We start from the raw sequence: 21,266 nt of genomic DNA, 5'->3' as shown, positions 1-21,266 counted from the left end.
TCAGTGGCAGTTATTCACAGGGCTTAATCCACAGAAATCGGGTGAATGAAGGAATCCGCTCAGGAACAGGAATCTGTCCGGCACTGGAGGAAGGAAATACGAGGGAGGGAGAACAGACAGGTCGCAAACGGACCTGTCTGTGGACAACGGAAGGCTTATTTACCGATGCAGAAGCTGGAAAAGATCCGTCCCAGCAGATCATCCGAGCTGAACGCTCCGGTGATTTCCCCAAGGGACTGCTGGGCCTGACGCAGGTCTTCGGCCAGCAGTTCACCAGCACCCGCCAACGTCAGCTGGGCACGTCCATGTTCCAGGGCATCACTGGCATGACGCAGGGCTTCCAGGTGCCGGCGTCGTGCGCTGAAGCTGCTTTCCGAGGTTTGCTCGTAACCCATGCAGGCTTTGAGGTGATCACGCAGCAGATCCAGACCTTCTCCCGCAGATTTGGCGCTCAGGCTGATCGTCACGTGGCCATCGTCACTGACTTCCAGGGCAATGGCTTCGCCAGTCAGATCGGCTTTGTTGCGGATTAATGTGACCTTCGCCGGATCCGGCCGGGTTTCGAGGAACTCCGGCCACAGGGCGAACGGATCGGCGGCCTCTGGCGCAGTGGCATCGACGACCAGCAGCACTCGGTCAGCTTCGCCAATGGCTTTCAACGCTCGTTCAACGCCGATCTTTTCCACATGGTCATCGGTATCACGCAGACCGGCGGTGTCCACAACGTGCAGCGGCATGCCGTCGATGTGGATATGTTCGCGCAAGATATCCCGAGTGGTGCCGGCGATTTCGGTCACGATCGCGGCTTCACGACCGGCCAGCGCATTCAGCAGGCTGGATTTACCGGCATTCGGACGACCGGCGATCACCACGGTCATACCGTCCCGCAGCAACGCGCCCTGCCCGGCTTCGCGCAATACGGTGGATAACTCGTTACGAACCTTGTCGAGCATGCTCAGCACGTGGCCATCGGCGAGAAAATCGATTTCTTCTTCCGGGAAGTCGATAGCCGCTTCTACATAGATCCGCAGGCCGATCAGCTGTTCGGTGAGGTTATGCACACGTTGGGAAAACGCACCTTGCAAGGAGCGCAAGGCGTTGCGCGCGGCCTGTGCAGAACTGGCTTCGATCAGGTCGGCGATGGCCTCGGCCTGAGCAAGGTCGAGTTTGTCATTGAGGAAGGCGCGTTCGCTGAATTCTCCGGGACGGGCCAGACGGCAGCCCAGTTCCAGACAACGCTTGAGCAACATGTCGAGGACGATCGGGCCACCGTGGCCCTGCAGTTCCAGTACATCTTCGCCGGTGAACGAGTTCGGCCCGGGGAAATACAGCGCCAGACCTTCATCCAGCACCTGTTGATCGTCACTGAAGAACGGGCCGTAGTGGGCAAACCGTGGTTTCAGTTCACGGCCGCTGATGGCTTTGGCCGCAACACTGGCCAGCGGCCCGGAAATTCGAACGATGCCCACGCCGCCACGGCCCTGGGCGGTAGCGACGGCTGCGATGGTTTCACGAGGTGCGCTCATAAACCGGTATCCAGACAAAAATGGCAGATAGCAAAACGCCCCACTAGGGGGCGTTTTGAGTGGTGTTATCCACAGAGTAAGTTACGCCTCGGCTTTTTTCGTCGCCGCTTCGATCTTACGCGTGATGTACCACTGTTGGGCAATCGACAGGCAGTTGTTCACAACCCAGTACAGCACCAGACCCGCCGGGAACCACAGGAAGAAGAAGGTGAAGATGATTGGCATCATTTTCATCACCTTGGCCTGCATCGGATCCGGAGGTGTTGGGTTCAGACGCTGCTGGATGAACATGGTCGCGCCCATGATGATCGGCAGGATGAAGAACGGATCCTTGATCGACAGGTCGGTAATCCACAGCATGAACGGCGCCTGGCGCATTTCCACGCTTTCCAGCAGAACCCAGTACAGGGAAAGGAAAACCGGCATCTGCACCAGGATCGGCAAGCAGCCACCCAGCGGATTGATCTTCTCTTTCTTGTACAGCTCCATCATGGCTTGCGACATTTTCTGCCGGTCATCGCCATGTTGCTCTTTCAGTGCAGCCAGTTTCGGAGCCACGGCGCGCATGCGGGCCATCGACTTGTAGCTGGCGGCCGACAGAGGGAAGAAAATCCCTTTGATCAGCATGGTCAGGAAGATGATCGACCAGCCCCAGTTGCCGACGATGCTGTGGATATGTTGCAGCAGCCAGAAGATTGGCTGGGCAATGAACCACAGAATGCCGTAGTCGACAGTCAGTTCCAGACCTGGGGACAACTCTTTCAGCACCGCCTGGCTTTTCGGACCGGCGTAAAGAACAGCGCTGGTCTCGACTTTCGCACCCGGTGCAGCGGTCAACGAAGGACCGGTGTAACCGATGATGTAGTTGCCTTTGCTGTCTTTACGGGTCTGGACGATGTTGTTTTCGCCCTTCGGAGCAACCCATGCAGTCACGAAGTAGTGTTGCAGCCAGGCTACCCAACCACCGGTGACGGTTTCCTTGAGCTGAGCTTTGTCCATGTCCTTCATGGACACTTTCTTGTACGGCTCGGAACTTGTCCACAGGGCGGCGCCCAGGTACGTCGCGGTACCGGTTGCAGTTGTGGACGAAGGATCGGCGCTGGCATCGCGTTTCAGCTGGGCGAACATCGAACCGGACCAGGGCTGAGCGCTCTGGTTGTCGATCAGATAGGTCACGGTCACGTCATACAGGCCACGTTTCAGAGTGAAACGCTTGATGTAATTGACGCCGTCCTTGCTGAATTTCAGGTCGACGACCAGTTGGTCCTGACCGTCAGCCAGTTGATAAGTTTTCTTCTCCGAGGAGTAGATCGGACGACCGGCCGGGTTTGCATCCGGACCGTTGGTGCCAATCAGACCGCTCTGTGCCAGATAAGTACGTTCACCACCGTTGTCGAACAGCTGGAACGGAACGTCCGGACGATCCTGACGACGTGGATACAGCGGCAAGGTCAGCTGGGCAACATCACCACCTTGTGGATCGATCGCGAGATCGAGCACGTCGGTCTTGATCTGGATCAGATCCTTGCTGACGGCGACCGGCGTTTCGGCAGGTGCGCTGGTATCACTTGCGGCGCGCGGAATATCGTCACTGGCAGCAGCATTATTGCCAGTGGCGGTGTCCGGCAAACCGGATGTAGTCGTACTGGAAGCAACATTCTGAGTCGGCAGGGCAGCCTGGCCATAGTCCTGGTTCCATTTAAGGACCATGACATAGGACACGATTGCCAGGGCGACGATCAGGATCGTGCGTTTGATATCCATGATTACTCGGCCATCGAAGAAGAACGGGAGGTAGGGATAGGTGGAACCGGGTCATAACCACCGGGATTCCACGGATGACAGCGACCTAAACGACGAAAGGTCAGCCAGCCACCGCGCAGAAGGCCATGATTTTCGATGGCTTCATACGCGTAGCAAGAACAACTGGGGTAGAAACGACAGTGACTGGCCATCAGGGGACTAATGGCGTAGCGATAAAACTGGATCGGAACGAGTGCCAGTTTACGCATCTGGACTGTCTACCCCTACAGTTTCGGTTTTGACTGCTGGTGCCGGCTTGTTGCGTGCCAGACGTTTCCAGAGTTTGCCGAAATGCTGAATCAATTCGGGGTTTTCTACGTCACCCAAACCTTTGCGCGCGACGATAACGATGTCCCAGCCGACCAGTGAATCCTGGTGCAGGCGAAACGATTCGCGCATCAGACGTTTGAGGCGATTGCGCTCGACGGAGAGTTTTACACTCTTTTTCCCGATAACCAGTCCGAGACGGGGGTGATCGAGATCGTTGTTGCGCGCAAGGAGCAGGAGATTTTTCCCCGGAACCTTGCCGGTAGGGGAGTCAAAGACTGCCTTGAAATGCCGGGGAGTAAGCAGACGCTTTTCCCGACTGAAGTCCTGACTCACCTCCAGTGCCGGATTATCAAACTGCCAGACGTGCGCGGCCTTTGGCGCGACGACGCGACAGTACGGCACGACCGTTCTTGGTAGCCATGCGAGCACGGAAACCGTGGGTACGAGCGCGTTTGATAGTGCTTGGTTGGAAAGTACGTTTCATGTCGTGTTACCTGGTTCGTCCACAACGGGCCGGAATGGCCCCCGTTTTAAGAGACCGGGGATTCTAGAGAAAGCAAGCCAATAGGTCAATTTCCAACCAACGTTTCCTTATAAATAGATCTTCGGAGCTGTCAGGACCTGATTACTCGGTTTGCCAGAGATAAAAATAAAGAAGGGAATTATTTAAAGCTTTTCTGTAAAGCTTGTAAAAGCTAGGAACACCACTGTCTGTGGATAACTGGCTCAAGGCCTTGTTTCAAGCGATGTACAGAGAATGACAACTACAGTGGAAAACCGTGTTCAGCCTGTGCTGTGCTGTCGGATAACCTGTGTGTGGAATGGGTGGTTATCCACAGGATGGTTATCCACCGAGTTTCGCCCCCAGTTGTCCAGTGTGCTCAGATAGGGTTATCCACAGAGCTTATGCACACACCGTCGGTCGCCTTTTTCTCGTTTAACGCATTGATAAATCATGTCCACCGGGCAACCTGCATGTGGATAAGTGGACGACTGGCCGCTACAATGGCCGCTTGTTTTTGCCTCACCGGCTTTCAACTTAGGGGATATCCGTGTCAGTGGAACTTTGGCAGCAGTGCGTGGAGCTTTTGCGCGAAGAGCTGCCTGCCCAACAATTCAACACCTGGATCCGTCCACTACAGGTCGAAGCCGAAGGCGACGAGTTGCGCGTCTACGCACCGAACCGTTTTGTTCTGGACTGGGTCAACGAAAAGTACCTGGGGCGCGTCCTTGAACTGCTGGATGAGCATGGCAACGGTCTGGCACCGTCGCTTTCCTTATTAATAGGCAGCAAACGCAGTTCGGCACCGCGTGCCGCACCGAATGCGCCATTGGCCGCTGCGCAAGTGTCCCAGGCTCAGACCAATGCCGCGCCGGCAAGCGCGCCAGCGCCAGCTCCCACGCCTGCACCGACCAAGCGTTCGACGCAGAAAACCGAAGAAATCAGTGAAGAGCCGTCCCGCGACAGCTTCGATCCGATGGCCGGTGCCGCTTCGCAACAAGCCCCGGTTCGCGCCGAACAGCGCACCGTGCAAGTCGAAGGCGCGCTCAAACACACCAGCTACCTGAATCGCACCTTCACCTTCGAAAACTTCGTCGAAGGTAAATCCAACCAGCTCGCCCGTGCGGCGGCCTGGCAAGTGGCAGACAATCCCAAGCACGGCTACAACCCGCTCTTCCTTTATGGTGGCGTGGGTCTGGGTAAGACGCACTTGATGCACGCGGTGGGTAACCATCTATTAAAGAAGAACCCGAATGCCAAGGTCGTGTACCTGCATTCCGAGCGTTTCGTGGCCGACATGGTCAAGGCACTGCAACTGAACGCGATCAACGAGTTCAAGCGTTTCTACCGTTCGGTGGACGCCCTGCTGATCGACGACATTCAGTTCTTCGCCCGCAAGGAACGTTCCCAGGAAGAGTTTTTCCACACCTTCAACGCCCTGCTTGAAGGTGGCCAGCAGGTCATTCTCACCAGTGACCGCTACCCGAAAGAAATCGAAGGCCTTGAAGAGCGCCTCAAATCCCGCTTCGGCTGGGGCCTGACGGTTGCCGTCGAGCCGCCGGAGCTGGAAACCCGCGTCGCCATCTTGATGAAGAAGGCCGACCAGGCCAAAGTCGAGTTGCCACACGATGCGGCGTTCTTCATTGCCCAGCGCATTCGCTCCAACGTCCGTGAGCTGGAAGGCGCGCTGAAACGCGTGATCGCCCACTCGCACTTCATGGGCCGCGACATCACCATCGAGTTGATTCGCGAATCCCTGAAAGACCTGTTGGCGCTGCAGGACAAACTGGTCTCTGTGGATAACATTCAGCGCACCGTCGCCGAGTACTACAAGATCAAGATCTCCGACTTGCTGTCCAAGCGCCGTTCGCGTTCGGTCGCTCGTCCGCGTCAGGTGGCCATGGCATTGTCCAAGGAACTGACCAACCACAGCCTGCCGGAAATCGGCGATGTGTTTGGCGGTCGCGACCACACGACCGTGTTGCACGCCTGCCGCAAGATCAATGAACTTAAGGAATCCGACGCGGACATCCGCGAGGACTACAAGAACCTGCTGCGTACACTGACCACTTGATGAACACCAGCGCAGCTTATTAAGGCAAGGGACTAGACCATGCATTTCACCATTCAACGCGAAGCCCTGTTGAAACCCCTGCAACTGGTCGCAGGCGTCGTCGAGCGCCGACAGACCTTGCCGGTACTGTCCAACGTGCTGCTGGTTGTCGATGGCCAGCAACTGTCGCTGACCGGTACCGACCTGGAAGTCGAGCTGGTCGGTCGCGTGCAACTCGAGGAGCCGGCTGAAACGGGTTCCATCACCGTGCCTGCGCGCAAGCTGATGGACATCTGCAAGAGCCTGCCAAACGATGCGCTGATCGACATCAAGGTCGACGAGCAGAAGCTGGTGGTGAAAGCCGGCCGTAGCCGTTTCACCCTGTCGACCCTGCCGGCCAACGACTTCCCGACTGTGGAAGAAGGCCCGGGTTCGCTGACCACCAGCCTGGAACAGAGCAAGCTGCGTCGTCTGATCGAACGCACCAGTTTCGCCATGGCCCAGCAAGACGTGCGTTATTACCTCAACGGCATGTTGCTGGAAGTGTCGACCGGTGTGATCCGTGCCGTGGCCACCGACGGTCACCGTCTGGCCATGTGCTCGATGCAGGCCGACATCGGCCAGCAGGATCGCCATCAGGTGATTGTGCCTCGTAAAGGTATTCTCGAACTGGCACGTCTGCTCACCGAGCCGGATGGCAATGTCAGCATAGTGCTGGGCCAGCACCACATCCGCGCGACCACCGGCGAATTCACCTTCACCTCCAAGCTGGTCGACGGCAAGTTCCCGGACTACGAGCGTGTTCTGCCGAAAGGCGGCGACAAGTTGGTACTGGGCGATCGTCAGGCGCTGCGTGAAGCGTTCAGCCGTACCGCGATTCTGTCCAACGAGAAGTACCGCGGTATCCGTCTGCAACTGGCCAGCGGTCAGTTGAAGATCCAGGCCAACAACCCGGAGCAGGAAGAAGCGGAAGAAGAAGTAGGCGTGGAATACAACGGCGGCTCCCTGGAAATCGGCTTCAACGTCAGCTATCTGCTCGACGTGCTGGGCGTGATGACCACCGAGCAGGTTCGTCTGATTCTGTCCGACTCCAACAGCAGTGCGCTGGTGCAAGAGTCCGACAACGACGATTCGGCTTACGTTGTCATGCCGATGCGTCTGTAATCAGCTGACTCTGGATGTCGTTAAGTCGCGTTTCGGTCACCGCGGTGCGCAATCTGCACCCGGTGACCTTCTCCCCCTCCCCCCGAATCAACATTCTTTACGGCGCCAACGGCAGCGGCAAAACCAGTGTTCTGGAAGCCATTCACCTGCTTGGGCTTGCCCGTTCGTTTCGTAGCACGCGGCTGTTGCCGGTCATCCAGTATGAGCAACTCGCTTGCACCGTATTCGGTCAGGTTGAACTTGCCGAGGGTGGCCACAGCGCATTGGGGATATCTCGCGACCGTCAGGGCGAGTTCCAGATTCGCATCGATGGTCAGAATGCCCGCAGCGCTGCGCAACTGGCGGAGATTCTGCCGCTGCAGTTGATCAACCCCGACAGCTTTCGCCTGCTGGAGGGTGCGCCGAAGATTCGCCGGCAGTTCCTCGATTGGGGCGTATTCCACGTCGAGCCACGGTTCATGGCCACCTGGCAGCGTTTGCAGAAGGCCTTGCGCCAGAGAAACTCCTGGCTGCGGCATGGTACACTTGACGCCGTTTCGCAAGCGGTTTGGGACAGGGAACTGTGTCAGGCCAGCGCTGAAATCGATGAATACCGCCGCGCTTACATCAAAGCCTTGAAACCAGTCTTTGAACAAACCTTGAGCGAACTGGTTGAGCTCGAAGGTTTGACGCTCAGCTATTACCGAGGCTGGGACAAAGACCGGGAATTGAGCGCTGTACTCGCCGGATCCGTGCAACGGGACCAGCAGATGGGTCATACCCAGGCCGGGCCACAACGGGCTGACTTGCGTCTTAGATTGGGTGCACACAACGCCGCGGACATCTTGTCCCGGGGTCAGCAGAAGTTGGTGGTCTGTGCGTTGCGGATTGCCCAGGGGCATCTGGTGAGCCAGGCCCGACGCGGCCAGTGTATTTATCTGGTGGATGACTTGCCGTCCGAACTGGACGAGAGCCACCGTCGCGCGCTGTGCCGCTTGCTGGAAGACTTACGCTGCCAGGTTTTTATCACCTGTGTAGATCACGAATTATTGAGGGAAGGCTGGCAGACGGAAACGCCAGTCGCTCTGTTCCACGTGGAACAGGGCCGTATCACCCAGACCCACGACCATCGGGAGTGAAGGCATTGAGCGAAGAAAATACGTACGACTCATCGAGCATTAAAGTGCTGAAAGGCCTGGATGCCGTGCGCAAACGTCCCGGTATGTACATTGGTGACACCGACGATGGCAGCGGTCTGCACCACATGGTGTTCGAGGTGGTCGACAACTCGATCGACGAAGCCCTCGCCGGCCATTGCGACGACATCAGCATCATCATCCACCCGGATGAGTCCATCACCGTTAAAGACAACGGCCGTGGCATCCCGGTAGACGTGCACAAAGAGGAAGGCGTTTCCGCCGCCGAGGTCATCATGACCGTCCTCCACGCCGGCGGTAAGTTCGACGACAACTCCTACAAGGTATCCGGCGGTTTGCACGGTGTAGGTGTTTCGGTTGTGAACGCGCTGTCCGAAGAACTGGTCCTGACCGTTCGCCGCAGCGGCAAGATCTGGGAACAGACCTACGTCCACGGCGTACCTCAGGCACCGATGGCGATCGTTGGCGACAGCGAAACCACCGGCACCCAGATTCACTTCAAGGCTTCCAGCGAAACCTTCAAGAATATTCATTTCAGCTGGGACATCCTGGCCAAGCGTATTCGTGAACTGTCCTTCCTCAACTCCGGTGTCGGTATCGTCCTCAAGGACGAGCGCAGCGGCAAGGAAGAGCTGTTCAAGTACGAGGGCGGCCTGCGTGCGTTCGTTGAATACCTGAACACCAACAAGACTGCGGTCAACCAGGTGTTCCACTTCAACATCCAGCGTGAAGACGGCATCGGCGTGGAAATCGCCCTGCAGTGGAACGACAGCTTCAACGAGAACCTGTTGTGCTTCACCAACAACATTCCGCAGCGCGACGGCGGCACCCACCTGGTGGGCTTCCGCTCCGCACTGACGCGTAACCTGAACAACTACATCGAGCAGGAAGGCCTGGCGAAGAAGCACAAAGTCGCCACCACCGGTGACGATGCCCGTGAAGGCCTGACCGCGATCATCTCGGTAAAGGTGCCGGATCCTAAGTTCAGCTCCCAGACCAAAGACAAGCTGGTGTCTTCCGAAGTGAAGACCGCGGTCGAACAGGAAATGGGCAAGTACTTCTCCGACTTCCTGCTGGAAAACCCGAACGAAGCCAAACTGGTTGTCGGCAAGATGATCGACGCCGCCCGTGCCCGTGAAGCCGCGCGCAAGGCTCGTGAGATGACCCGCCGCAAAGGCGCGCTGGACATCGCCGGCCTGCCGGGCAAGCTCGCTGACTGCCAGGAAAAAGACCCGGCGCTGTCCGAACTGTACCTTGTGGAAGGTGACTCCGCGGGCGGCTCTGCCAAGCAGGGACGCAACCGGAAGACCCAGGCCATCCTGCCGCTGAAGGGCAAGATCCTCAACGTCGAGAAAGCTCGTTTCGACAAGATGATCTCGTCCCAGGAAGTGGGCACCCTGATTACCGCGCTGGGCTGCGGTATCGGTCGCGAAGAGTACAACATCGACAAGCTGCGCTATCACAACATCATCATCATGACCGATGCTGACGTCGACGGTTCGCACATCCGTACCCTGCTGCTGACCTTCTTCTTCCGTCAGTTGCCGGAGCTGATTGAGCGCGGCTACATCTACATCGCCCAGCCGCCGCTGTACAAGGTCAAGAAAGGCAAGCAAGAGCAATACATCAAAGACGACGACGCCATGGAAGAGTACATGACGCAGTCGGCCCTGGAAGATGCGAGCCTGCACCTGAACGAAGACGCCCCGGGCATTTCCGGTGAAGCGCTGGAACGTCTGGTGAATGACTTCCGCATGGTGATGAAGACCCTCAAGCGTCTGTCGCGCCTGTACCCGCAGGAGCTGACCGAGCACTTCATCTATCTGCCGGCCGTCAGCCTGGAAATGCTCGGCGACCACGCGAAGATGCAGGACTGGCTGGCCCAGTACGAAGTCCGTCTGCGCACCGTCGAGAAGTCGGGCCTGGTCTACAAGGCCAGCCTGCGTGAAGACCGTGAACGTGGCGTGTGGCTGCCAGAGGTCGAACTGATCTCCCACGGCCTGTCGAACTACGTCACCTTCAACCGCGATTTCTTCGGCAGCAACGACTACAAGACCGTCGTCACCCTCGGCGCTCAACTGAGCACCCTGCTCGACGAAGGCGCGTACATCCAGCGTGGCGAGCGCAAGAAAGCGGTCACCGAGTTCAAGGAGGCCCTGGACTGGCTGATGGCCGAAAGCACCAAGCGCCACACCATCCAGCGATACAAAGGTCTGGGTGAAATGAACCCGGATCAGCTTTGGGAAACCACCATGGACCCAAGCGTGCGCCGCATGCTGAAAGTCACCATCGAAGACGCCATTGGCGCAGACCAGATCTTCAACACCCTGATGGGTGATGCGGTCGAACCTCGCCGTGACTTCATCGAGAGCAATGCTTTGGCGGTGTCCAACCTGGATTTCTGATCCCGGTCAGCACCAACGAAAAGGCCAACGCACCAGCGTTGGCCTTTTTTATTGCCTGCGATTCACTCCCCCGCTGCCACACTCTCCAACCGATACCCATATCCATAAATCGTCAACAACTGCCAACCCCGATCCGCCGTCAGCCCGAGCTTGTTGCGCAGGCGATAGATATGCGTGTCCAGCGGTCGCGAGGTGGACATCTCTTCGTGGGGCCAGAATCGTTCGTACAGGTAATCCCGTGACAGTGGTCGGCCGAGGTTGCTGAACAGGCAATGGGCGAGACGATACTCGCGCTCGGTCATGACGATCGGTTTTCCATCGCGGGTGACGGTCAGTTCGGCGTCGTCGAACACCAGGTCGTTGAAACGCAGGACGTCGGCCGGGGTGCTACGTTGCAGGTTGTGCCGGCGCAGTACCGCCGCCACGCGGGCCTTCAGTTCATTGGGCCGAAACGGCTTGCTGACATAATCGTCGGCACCCGCATTCAGGGCCTGGACGATATCGCTCTCACCATCGCGGCTGGTCAGCATGATGGCCGCCGGTGGTGCTTCCATGTGTTCGCGGGTCCAGCGCAGCAGCGCCAGGCCGGTGAGGTCGGGCAATTGCCAGTCGAGGATCAGCAGGTCGAAGGTTTCCCGGCGCAACTGTCGCAGCAGCACTTCACCGCTTTCGAAGCTGTGCAGTGACCAGGGCTGCCCCCCGACCTCGGCCATTTGTTGCAGGGTCTGCTCGACCCGGCGCAGTTCGGCGGGTTCATCGTCCAGTATCGCAACGCGCATACGCGGTGATTCCTTGTCGCTCGGGCAATGGGTGCCGACCGGATCGGCTCACTCCATGCAGTGAAAGTAAGCGGCACGCCGTGGGGGGAGCCGCTATGATTCTTCGGGTCTACGTCCTCAGACCGGCCGCCTATGAAACCATTCAACCCGCCCTGCCCTGTTGTCCATGAATAACCACCGCCGACATGAAAGCCGTGTACCCAGCCAGGTTCAGCGTTTGTTCCGGCAACTGGTGCGCGAGTGGGTGTGGATAAGTCTAGTGCTGTTGCCGCTGACTGCACTGCTTTCCTGGCGTGCGCAGATCAATTTGCATGATCCGGCGCCGTTGATGGGCGCGGGACTTTCAGTTGCCTTGGTCGCTTGCGTACTTGGGTTGCTGCTGTGGCGCCCGCGTCTGGCACTCTGGCTGACATTGGGCGGGATGGCCTGTGTGCTGCTGACCAGTGCAGGCCTGGCTGAAATGCGGCGTTGGTGGTCACCCACGCCTGCGGTGCTGGGCATGCTGTTCGGCTATCTGATCTGGAACTGGCGACGCCTGAGTGTGGTGCTGACCTACTTCGGCTGGGAGCTGGCGCGGCTGGACAGTGAACCGAAAGTCTTTCCCGAACGGCGTCGGGCGCAGTTTCCCAGCGCCGACCGCTTGCAGGGGCAGATCATGGCGCTTGAGCAAGCCATGAGCCGCACTCGCGATACCCGCCGATTCATCGCCGACGGGCTGGAGTATCTGCCGGTCGCGACCCTGATCAGCGATCCACGGGGGCAAGTCTTGTTGGGCAATCGCAAGGCCCGGAGCCTGTTCGATCACAATCTGGTGGGCGAGGATGTGCTCGATCAACTGGCGGGCCTGGGCTATCCGGAGTTATCCACAGAGCCACACCCGCCGCTGTCCGAGCTGCCTCTGCTGGAGTTTCGTGACCACAAGGAACGTAGCCTGCGCCTGGAACGCGCCGCATTGTTGCCGGTTGATGGCGACCTGCCGATCGGCTGGCTCCTGAGTCTCACTGACCTCAGCGCCGAACGCGCCGCCGAGGAACAGCGCGGTGTGTTGCTGCGCTTCCTGTCCCATGACCTGCGCGCGCCCCATTCGGCGATTCTTGCCCTGCTCGATGTGCACCGACATCAGGCGGGAACGGATTCGCCACTGTTCGAACAGATTGAGCGCCAGGTACGCCGGGCGCTGGAACTCACCGACGGCTTCGTTCTGCTGGCCCGTGCGGAATCCGAGGCGTACCAGTTTCAACCGAGCCTGTTCGGGATGCTGGTCATGGACGTTCTGGATCAGGCGTTGCCCATCGCTCAGCAAAAACGCATCGAGCTCCTGAGCGACATGGACGAGCAATCACAGGAGCGTCTGATTCTGGCCGATCAAGGCTTGTTGACCCGCGCCCTGTTCAACCTGCTGGAAAATGCGATCAAGTACAGCCCGGCTGGATCCACAGTGAATCTGCGTGTCAGTTGCGACAACGACTGGCTGCGTTGTGAACTGTCCGATCAAGGCAAAGGAATCGCTGCAGAAGAACTGCCTGACCTGTTCAGCCAGTACCGGCGGTTTTCCTCTGCGCAGGGTATCGATGGCGTGGGGCTTGGGCTCTCGATGGTCAAAGCTGTGATCGATCACCACGGCGGTCGGATCGAATGCCTGAGTGTGGTTGACCAAGGCACGACGTTCCTTCTGGAACTGCCACTGATCGCTGAAGAGCAGGCATAAAAAAACCGGCTATATCAGCCGGTTTCCTTACTTCCGAAAAAAACTTATGCACCTTTTACGGTGTTTTATCAGCTTCGGAAATATATAAGTAAATCAGTAAGTTAATTCGATAATTCGGGATTTTGCGAACAAACCGTACACAGGTTATCCACAAATCTCAGACAGCGATCTGATCGTTCGCAGCCGGTGCCTGAGGGGCCGGAGGCAGCGAGCCCATTTCTCGTTGTGTTTTCTCGTTCCACGCCTGCACCCGGTCATTCAGATCGGCGATGGCGCGCGGGCCACTACCCTCGGCGTACATCGGCTCACCGATGACCACGGTAATCACACCCTGCTTTTTACCCCAACCGATTTTCGGCCAGAACTTGCCGGCATTGTGTGCAATCGGCAGTACCGGAAGCCCCGCATTCACCGCCAATGCGCTGCCACTGCGGGAGAACTTGCCGATGGTGCCGTGGGGAACGCGAGTGCCTTCAGGGAAGATCAGCACCCAGACATTGTCCTTGAGCAGCTCGTCACCTTTCGCCGCCACCTGCTTGAGGGCGGCTTTCGGGTTGTCGCGGTCAATCGCGATCGGTCGCAGCATGGCCATGGCCCAGCCGAAGAACGGCACGTACAGCAATTCACGCTTGAGCACCTGGCTCAAGGGCGAGAAATAAGCGGAGAGAAAAAACGTCTCCCAGGTGCTCTGGTGGTTCGATTGAATCACACAGGGCCGGTCAGGCACGTTTTCCGCGCCTTTGACTTCGTAACGGATACCGAGAAATACCTTGGTCAACCACAAGGCGCAGCGGCACCAGTACACGTTGATGAAACGATAGCGCGCCTTGAACGGCAGAAAGGGCGCGATAAAAAAGCTCAGGCTGCACCACAGCAGAGCGGTGGTACCCAGCAGCAGGTAAAAGAGGAAGATTCTGATGGCCTGCAGTATCGACATGGCGACGTTTACCGTTACGGGCAATGCCCGACTGTTCAAGCGCACTCCCGATCAATCCCTGGTCAGGAACTTCAGAAGCACTCTAGTTGTGGATAAGTTCTGCGGCAATTGCCGCGAGATCGTCAAAAATCAGGGTGCCAACCGGCAAGGTCTTGGCCTGAGTCTTTTCGCCTTTCCCGGTCTTTACCAAAACGGGCTGTGAATCGACGGCTTTGGCGGCCTCCAGGTCACCAAGGCTGTCGCCGACGAACCAGACATTCGTCAGCGCGACGTTGTAATGCTGTGCGATGGTTTTCAACATCCCCGGTTTCGGCTTGCGGCAGTCGCAACCCTCGTCCGGCCCATGCGGGCAATACACGATCAGCCCGACTTCACCGCCCTGCTCCGCCACCAGTTCGCGCAGGCGCGCGTGCATGGCATCGAGGGTGGCGAGGTCGTAGTAGCCACGAGCAATGCCCGACTGGTTGGTGGCGACCGCCACCGTCCAGCCGGCCTTGCTCAACTGCGCAATCGCTTCGATCGAGCCGGGCAGTGGAATCCACTCTTCCACCGACTTGATATAAGCGTCGGAGTCGTAATTGATCACTCCGTCCCGATCGAGAATCAGCAGTTTCAACAGCAATCCCTCAACCCAGCAGCGAAATGTCGGCAACACCCAGGAACAGGCCACGCAGACGCGCCAGCAGCGCGTAACGGTTGGCCCGCACATTAGCGTCGTCGGCATTGACCATCACCGCGTCGAAGAACGCGTCCACCGGCTCGCGCAGAGCGGCCAGGCGTGCCAGCGATTCGTTGTACTGACGCGCCGCAGCCATTGGCTGTACAGCCTGGTCCGCTTGCTGGATCGCCGAGTACAGGGAGAACTCGTTGGCGTTGTCGAAGTACTTGGCCTGGACTTCGGTCGGCACCGAGCCTTCCACCTTGCTCAGCAGGTTCGACACACGCTTGTTCACCGCCGCCAGCGCTGCCGCTTCCGGCAGTTTGCGGAAGGCCTGAACCGCTTGCACACGCTGGTCGAAGTCCAGCGCCGAACCCGGCTTCAGGGCACGTACCGACAGGTAGGTGGCGACATCCACGCCTTCGTCTTCGTAACGCGCACGCAGACGGTCGAAGATGAACTCCAGCACCGCGTCGTTCAGGCCGGCAGCCTTGACCTTGGCACCGAACGCATTCACGGCGAAAGCCACGGCGTCGTTCAGGTCCAGATCCAGTTGTTTCTCGATCAGGATCCGCAGCACGCCGAGTGCCGCACGGCGCAGGGCATACGGGTCTTTGCTGCCGGTCGGCAGCATGCCGATGCCGAAGATGCCGACCAGGGTGTCGAGTTTGTCGGCGATGGCCACGGCCGCACCGGTCAGGGTGGCTGGCAGTTCAGCACCGGCACCGCGCGGCATGTACTGCTCGTTCAGCGCCAGGGCAACGTCTTCCGGCTCGCCGTCATTGAGGGCGTAGTAGTAACCGGCGACACCTTGCATCTCCGGGAACTCGCCGACCATCTCGGTCGCCAGGTCGCACTTGGACAGCAGGCCTGCGCGGGCAGCCCACGAAGCGTTGCCGCCGATGCGTGCGGCAATGTAGGCCGCCAGTTTCGACACGCGCTCGGCCTTGTCGTAGACGCTGCCCAGTTTCTCCTGGAACACCACGTTCTGCAGGCGATCGTTGAACGCTTCGAGCTTCTGCTTCTTGTCCTGCTTGAAGAAGAACTCGGCGTCGGTCAGACGTGGGCGAACCACCTTCTCGTTACCGGCGATGATCTGCTGCGGGTCTTTGGATTCGATGTTGGCCACAGTGATGAAGCGTGGCAGCAACTTGCCGTCGGCATCCAGCAGGCAGAAGTACTTCTGGTTGTCCTGCATGGTGGTGATCAGCGCTTCCTGCGGCACGTCGAGGAAGCGTTCCTCGAACGAGCACACCAGCGGCACCGGCCACTCGACCAGCGCGGTCACTTCGTCGAGCAACGCAGGAGGCACGATCGCGGTGCCTTCCTGACGGGTTGCCAGCTCTTCGGTGCGCTTGCTGATGATTTCGCGACGCTCGTTGGCATCGGCCAGTACGTACGCGGCACGCAGGTCGGCCAGGTAGCTCGACGGCGAACCGATGCGCACGCTTTGCGGGTGATGGAAACGGTGGCCACGGGATTCACGGCCAGCCTTCTGCGCGAGGATCGTGCAGTCGATGACCTGATCGCCGAGCAGCATCACCAGCCACTGGGTCGGACGCACGAACTCTTCCTTGCGCGCACCCCAACGCATGCGTTTCGGGATCGGCAGGTCGTTCAGCGAGTCTTCGACGATGGTCGGCAGCAGACTTGCAGTCGGCTTGCCGGCGATGTTCTGGCTGTAGCGCAGTTTCGGACCGCTCTGGTCGATTTCGCTCAACTCGACGCCGCACTTCTTGGCAAAACCCAGTGCCGCTTGAGTCGGATTGCCTTCTGCATCGAACGCAGCCTGACGTGGCGGGCCGTCGAGGTTGATGCTGCGGTCCGGCTGCTGGGTGGCCAGCGCAGTGATCAGCACAGCCAGGCGACGCGGCGCGGCGTAAACGGTTTTGCTCTCGTAATTCAGGCCGGCAGCCTGCAGGCCCTTGTCGATACCGGCAAGGAACGCTTCGGCCAGGGTGTTCAGGGCTTTGGGTGGCAGTTCTTCGGTGCCCAGTTCAACCAGAAAATCTTGAGCACTCATTGTGCAGCCTCCAGCTTGGCCAGTACTTCGTCACGCAGGTCCGGGGTTGCCATCGGGAAGCCCAGCTTGGCGCGGGCCAGCAGGTAGGCTTGGGCGACGGAACGCGCCAGGGTGCGCACGCGCAGAATGTATTGCTGACGCGCGGTCACCGAGATCGCCCGGCGTGCGTCCAGCAGGTTGAAGGTGTGCGAGGCCTTCAGGACCATTTCATAGCTTGGCAACGGCAGCGGCTGGTCGAGTTCGATCAGGCGCTTGGCTTCACTTTCATAGAAGTCGAACAGTTCGAACAGCTTGTCGACGTTGGCGTGTTCGAAGTTGTAGGTGGACTGCTCCACTTCGTTCTGGTGGAACACGTCGCCGTAGGTCACTTTGCCGAACGGACCGTCAGCCCAGACCAGGTCGTAGACCGAATCCACGCCTTGCAGGTACATGGCCAGACGCTCGAGACCGTAGGTGATCTCGCCGGTCACCGGGTAGCACTCGATGCCGCCCGCTTGCTGGAAGTAGGTGAACTGAGTCACTTCCATGCCGTTCAGCCAGACTTCCCAGCCCAGACCCCAGGCGCCGAGGGTCGGCGATTCCCAGTTGTCTTCGACGAAGCGGATGTCGTGGACCAGCGGGTCCAGGCCGACATGCTTGAGGGAGCCCAGATACAGTTCCTGGAAGTTGTCCGGGTTCGGCTTCAGGACTACCTGGAACTGGTAGTAGTGCTGCAGACGATTCGGGTTTTCGCCGTAACGGCCGTCAGTCGGACGGCGGCTTGGCTGCACGTAGGCGGCGTTCCAGGTTTCCGGGCCGATGGCGCGCAGGAATGTCGCGGTGTGGAAAGTGCCGGCGCCTACTTCCATATCGTAGGGCTGAAGTACCACACAACCTTGCTCGGCCCAGTACTGCTGGAGCGCGAGGATCAAGTCTTGGAAGGTACGCACGGCTGGCGTAGGCTGGCTCACGAAATTCACCTGTTTCTTGGGCTGCGATTTAAAGAGCGGGAGTATACCCGATTCAGTCGCACCTCCACCCCCTGGAGCCTTATGCCACGCTGCTTTTGGTGCAACGAAGATCCGCTGTACATGGCTTACCACGATCAGGAGTGGGGTACGCCGCTACGCGATGCGCAGGGTTTGTTCGAGTTGCTTTTGCTCGAAGGGTTCCAGGCCGGGCTGTCGTGGATCACCGTGCTGCGCAAGCGCGAGCGATATCGCGAGGTGTTGTTCGGCTTCGACGTACAGCGCGTGGCGCAAATGAGCGACGCGGAAATCGATGAATTGATGCTCGATCCGGGAATCATCCGCAACCGCCTCAAGCTCAACGCGGCCCGGCGCAACGCCCAGGCCTGGCTGGCGCTGGAAGATCCGGTGGCGTTTCTCTGGTCGTTTGTGGATAACCGCCCGGTGATCAATCATTTCAAGGATCGCAGCGAAGTCCCGGCCATCACCCCGCAGGCCGTGGCCATGAGCAAAGGTCTGAAAAAAGCCGGTTTCACCTTCGTCGGCCCGACCATCTGCTACGCGCTGATGCAGGCCTCGGGCATGGTCATGGATCACACTCAGGACTGCGACCGCTACGCGCAGCTCGTCAACGGCGGTTAGAATGGCCGCCTCGCGCACAGCACAAGATCAGGAGTGACCTGTGGAAAAGTTTAAAGGCGCCATGCTGGTTGGCGCTCTGCGGCTGTTTGCCCTGCTTCCTTGGCGGGCCGTACAGGCCGTGGGTTCGGCGATCGGCTGGATCATGTGGAAAACCCCCAACCGCTCCCGCGATGTGGTGCGGATCAACCTGGCCAAATGTTTTCCACAGATGGACCCGGCCGAACGCGAGCGTCTGGTCGGCCAGAGCCTCAAGGACATCGGCAAGTCTCTGACCGAAAGCGCCTGCGCCTGGATCTGGCCGGCCCAGCGCTCCATCGACCTGGTACGCGAAGTCGAAGGCCTTGAAGTGCTGAAAGACGCGCTGGCCTCGGGCAAGGGCGTGGTTGGCATCACCAGTCACCTGGGCAACTGGGAAGTGCTCAACCACTTCTATTGCAGCCAGTGCAAACCGATAATTTTCTACCGACCACCAAAGCTCAAGGCTGTGGATGAATTGCTGCGCAAGCAGCGCGTACAACTGGGCAACAAAGTCGCCGCGTCGACCAAGGAAGGCATCCTCAGTGTCATCAAGGAAGTGCGCAAGGGCGGCCAGGTGGGGATTCCCGCGGATCCGGAACCGGCGGAATCCGCCGGGATCTTCGTGCCGTTCTTCGCCACTCAGGCCCTGACCAGCAAGTTCGTACCGAACATGCTCGCCGGTGGCAAAGCCGTCGGGGTGTTCCTGCATGCCCTGCGTCTGCCGGACGGTTCCGGCTACAAGGTGATCCTCGAAGCGGCGCCAGAAGCGATGTACAGCACCGACACCGAAACGTCCTGCGCGGCGATGAGTCAGGTGGTTGAACGTTATGTGGCGGCTTATCCGAGCCAGTACATGTGGAGCATGAAACGCTTCAAGAAGCGTCCGGCGGGTGAGGCGCGCTGGTACTGATCAGCCCTGTGCAATTGTGGATAACCTGACAAAACGGGTTATCCACAGCCGTCACGGTTTCTGCCTTTCGAGCTTCTTCAGAAACACCGTCATTTCCTTCTCGGCCTGCTTGTCGCCATGGGCCCGGGCCGCTTCCAGCCCCTGCTCCCATGCCTGCCGTGCCGCTGGCAGATCCCCAAGCGCCAATTGTGCCTTGCCCAATAGTTTCCACGCCGCCGAGTACTTCGTATCGAAGCCGACGCAACGCTGCAAGTGCTCGGCTGCCTTCGCGTTCTCCCCCAGATCCAGATAACCCTTGCCGAGGCCGAAGCGCAGCAGCGAGTTATCCACACCCTTGGCGAGCATTTTTTCCAGGGATTCGATCATCGGTCTCGTCTCTAGGTCGATCAGAAGAAACTCAGGCCCACGTGGAACAGCTTCTCCACATCGCGAATATGCTTTTTATCCACAAGGAACAGAATCACATGGTCGCCGGCGGCAATCACCGTGTCGCCATGGGCGATAATCACTTCTTCATCGCGGATGATCGCGCCAATGGTAGTTCCCGGCGGCAGCGCAATGTTGTCGATGGTCTTGCCGATGACCTTGCTCGACTTCGAATCTCCGTGGGCCACCGCTTCGATGGCTTCCGCCGCGCCACGGCGCAATGAGTGCACGCTGACGATATCGCCGCGCCGCACGTGGGCCAGCAAGGTGCCGATGGTTGCCAGTTGCGGGCTGATGGCGATGTCGATGTCACCGCCCTGGATCAGGTCGACGTAGGCCGGGTTGTTGATGATCGTCATCACCTTCTTCGCGCCCAGGCGCTTGGCCAGCAGCGACGACATGATGTTGGCTTCGTCATCGTTGGTCAGGGCGAGGAAGATGTCGGCGTCGGCGATGTTCTCTTCCAGCAGCAGGTCGCGATCCGACGCGCTGCCCTGCAACACCACGGTGCTGTCGAGGGTGTCGGAGAGATAACGACAGCGCGCCGGATTCATCTCGATGATCTTCACCTGATAGCGGCTTTCGATGGCCTCGGCCAGCCGTTCGCCGATCTGCCCGCCACCGGCGATGACGATGCGCTTGTAGCTTTCGTCTAGCCGGCGCATTTCGCTCATCACCGCGCGAATGTTCGCACGGGCGGCAATGAAGAAGACTTCGTCGTCGGCCTCGATCACCGTGTCGCCCTGGGGAAGAATCGGTCGATCGCGGCGGAAAATCGCGGCCACCCGTGTTTCCACATTCGGCATGTGTTCGCGCAACTGGCGCAGCTGCTGGCCCACCAGCGGCCCGCCGTAGTAGGCGCGCACCGCGACCAGTTGTGCCTGGCCTTCGGCGAAATCGATCACCTGCAAGGCGCCGGGATGCTGGATCAGACGCTTGATGTAGTTGGTGACGACCTGCTCAGGACTGATCAGCACGTCGACCGGAATCGCCTCGTTCTGGAACAGCTGCTCCTCGCGGGTCAGATAAGACGCTTCGCGCACCCGGGCAATCTTGGTCGGGGTGTGGAACAGGGTGTGAGCGACCTGGCAGGCAACCATGTTGGTTTCGTCGCTGTTGGTCACCGCGACCAGCATGTCGGCGTCGTCGGCACCGGCCTGACGCAGAATGTTCGGCAGCGAGCCTCGGCCCTGCACGGTGCGGATGTCGAGGCGATCGCCAAGATCGCGCAGACGGTCGCCGTCAGTGTCGACCACCGTGATGTCATTGGCCTCGCTGGCCAGATGTTCAGCCAGCGAACCGCCGACCTGTCCCGCACCGAGGATGATGATTTTCATCCAGTCACTCCATTGAATCCGT

The 21,266-nt window shown here is 59.1% G+C and carries 19 protein-coding genes; 7 read left to right on the top strand and 12 right to left on the bottom strand.

Annotated features, from left to right (window positions below; translation table 11 throughout):
• Positions 1-155: 155 nt before the first annotated feature.
• From mnmE to rpmH, 5 genes are all read right to left on the bottom strand, one after another.
• Positions 156-1,526 carry a tRNA uridine-5-carboxymethylaminomethyl(34) synthesis GTPase MnmE gene (gene mnmE, locus AC07Y2_RS07665; protein WP_039764968.1) on the bottom strand — a complete coding sequence of 457 codons (1,371 nt, stop codon included), beginning with the start codon at positions 1,524-1,526 and terminating at the stop codon, positions 156-158.
• 81 nt (positions 1,527-1,607) lie between these two features.
• Entirely contained in the window at positions 1,608-3,290 is a 1,683-nt protein-coding gene (gene yidC, locus AC07Y2_RS07660) for a membrane protein insertase YidC (protein WP_074689782.1), read from the bottom strand.
• A gap of 2 nt (positions 3,291-3,292) precedes the next feature.
• Positions 3,293-3,538, bottom strand: a complete 246-nt coding sequence (gene yidD, locus AC07Y2_RS07655) for a membrane protein insertion efficiency factor YidD (RefSeq protein ID WP_010465488.1) — start codon at positions 3,536-3,538, stop codon at positions 3,293-3,295.
• Entirely contained in the window at positions 3,531-3,932 is a 402-nt protein-coding gene (gene rnpA, locus AC07Y2_RS07650) for a ribonuclease P protein component (protein ID WP_039765426.1), read from the bottom strand. Before rnpA ends, yidD begins: the two co-directional genes overlap by 8 nt.
• A 16-nt stretch (positions 3,933-3,948) precedes the next feature.
• A complete protein-coding gene (gene rpmH / locus AC07Y2_RS07645) occupies positions 3,949-4,083 on the bottom strand; it encodes a 50S ribosomal protein L34 (RefSeq protein ID WP_003213577.1) in 135 nt (44 codons plus the stop codon).
• Between the two features lie 568 nt (positions 4,084-4,651).
• On the opposite strand from rpmH, the gene dnaA reads away from it, so the two are divergent.
• Genes dnaA through gyrB form a run of 4 tightly spaced genes read left to right on the top strand, consistent with a single transcriptional unit; the run spans position 4,652 to position 10,859 of the window.
• Positions 4,652-6,175, top strand: coding sequence for a chromosomal replication initiator protein DnaA (gene dnaA, locus AC07Y2_RS07640; protein ID WP_039764962.1), 1,524 nt, complete (start codon positions 4,652-4,654; stop codon positions 6,173-6,175).
• Positions 6,176-6,214: 39 nt separating this feature from the next.
• Entirely contained in the window at positions 6,215-7,318 is a 1,104-nt protein-coding gene (dnaN, locus tag AC07Y2_RS07635) for a DNA polymerase III subunit beta (protein WP_011331733.1), read from the top strand.
• 14 nt (positions 7,319-7,332) lie between these two features.
• The gene (recF, locus tag AC07Y2_RS07630) at positions 7,333-8,436 is read left to right on the top strand and encodes a DNA replication/repair protein RecF (RefSeq protein ID WP_003220208.1); all 1,104 of its coding nucleotides are present in this window, start codon (positions 7,333-7,335) and stop codon (positions 8,434-8,436) included.
• 5 nt (positions 8,437-8,441) lie between these two features.
• Positions 8,442-10,859, top strand: a complete 2,418-nt coding sequence (gene gyrB, locus AC07Y2_RS07625) for a DNA topoisomerase (ATP-hydrolyzing) subunit B (protein ID WP_011331734.1) — start codon at positions 8,442-8,444, stop codon at positions 10,857-10,859.
• A 62-nt stretch (positions 10,860-10,921) separates the two neighbouring features.
• On the opposite strand, the gene AC07Y2_RS07620 is transcribed toward gyrB, so the two are convergent.
• The gene (locus tag AC07Y2_RS07620; RefSeq protein WP_085667304.1) at positions 10,922-11,638 is read right to left on the bottom strand and encodes a response regulator transcription factor; all 717 of its coding nucleotides are present in this window, start codon (positions 11,636-11,638) and stop codon (positions 10,922-10,924) included.
• Between the two features lie 166 nt (positions 11,639-11,804).
• On the opposite strand from AC07Y2_RS07620, the gene AC07Y2_RS07615 reads away from it, so the two are divergent.
• Entirely contained in the window at positions 11,805-13,346 is a 1,542-nt protein-coding gene (locus AC07Y2_RS07615; RefSeq protein WP_103385811.1) for a sensor histidine kinase, read from the top strand.
• A 157-nt stretch (positions 13,347-13,503) separates the two neighbouring features.
• Here the strand turns inward: AC07Y2_RS07615 and AC07Y2_RS07610 are convergent, their stop codons facing one another.
• The 4 genes from AC07Y2_RS07610 to glyQ form a co-directional block, all read right to left on the bottom strand.
• Complete coding sequence (locus AC07Y2_RS07610) at positions 13,504-14,283, bottom strand: lysophospholipid acyltransferase family protein (protein ID WP_103385812.1); 780 nt, start codon at positions 14,281-14,283, stop codon at positions 13,504-13,506.
• An 82-nt stretch (positions 14,284-14,365) separates the two neighbouring features.
• Entirely contained in the window at positions 14,366-14,905 is a 540-nt protein-coding gene (gene gmhB, locus AC07Y2_RS07605; RefSeq protein WP_164872121.1) for a D-glycero-beta-D-manno-heptose 1,7-bisphosphate 7-phosphatase, read from the bottom strand.
• Positions 14,906-14,909: 4 nt separating this feature from the next.
• On the bottom strand, positions 14,910-16,964 hold the full coding sequence (gene glyS / locus AC07Y2_RS07600; RefSeq protein WP_064592404.1) for a glycine--tRNA ligase subunit beta: 2,055 nt from the start codon (positions 16,962-16,964) through the stop codon (positions 14,910-14,912).
• Positions 16,961-17,914 (bottom strand): glycine--tRNA ligase subunit alpha, encoded by a 954-nt coding sequence (glyQ, locus tag AC07Y2_RS07595; RefSeq protein WP_003187265.1) that lies wholly within the window; start codon positions 17,912-17,914, stop codon positions 16,961-16,963. The genes glyS and glyQ overlap by 4 nt, the downstream gene beginning before the upstream one ends.
• 81 nt (positions 17,915-17,995) lie before the next feature.
• Here glyQ and tag point away from each other — a divergent pair, with 81 nt between their 5' ends.
• Together tag and AC07Y2_RS07585 are read left to right on the top strand one after the other, a co-directional pair.
• A complete protein-coding gene (tag, locus tag AC07Y2_RS07590) occupies positions 17,996-18,553 on the top strand; it encodes a DNA-3-methyladenine glycosylase I (RefSeq protein ID WP_064592405.1) in 558 nt (185 codons plus the stop codon).
• 40 nt (positions 18,554-18,593) lie between these two features.
• Positions 18,594-19,481: a lysophospholipid acyltransferase gene (locus AC07Y2_RS07585; RefSeq protein ID WP_103385813.1), complete on the top strand. Its 888-nt coding sequence runs from the start codon at positions 18,594-18,596 to the stop codon at positions 19,479-19,481.
• Positions 19,482-19,532: 51 nt separating this feature from the next.
• Here the strand turns inward: AC07Y2_RS07585 and AC07Y2_RS07580 are convergent, their stop codons facing one another.
• Positions 19,533-19,847 (bottom strand): tetratricopeptide repeat protein, encoded by a 315-nt coding sequence (locus AC07Y2_RS07580; protein WP_103385814.1) that lies wholly within the window; start codon positions 19,845-19,847, stop codon positions 19,533-19,535.
• A 20-nt stretch (positions 19,848-19,867) separates the two neighbouring features.
• Positions 19,868-21,244, bottom strand: coding sequence for a Trk system potassium transporter TrkA (gene trkA / locus AC07Y2_RS07575; RefSeq protein ID WP_039764938.1), 1,377 nt, complete (start codon positions 21,242-21,244; stop codon positions 19,868-19,870).
• Positions 21,245-21,266 lie beyond the last annotated feature (22 nt).

The sequence above is a fragment of the Pseudomonas sp. GW456-12-1-14-TSB6 genome (assembly GCF_059424205.1).
Note: the sequence above shows the minus strand (reverse complement) of the source record. Positions and strands in the feature narration are given on the sequence as shown.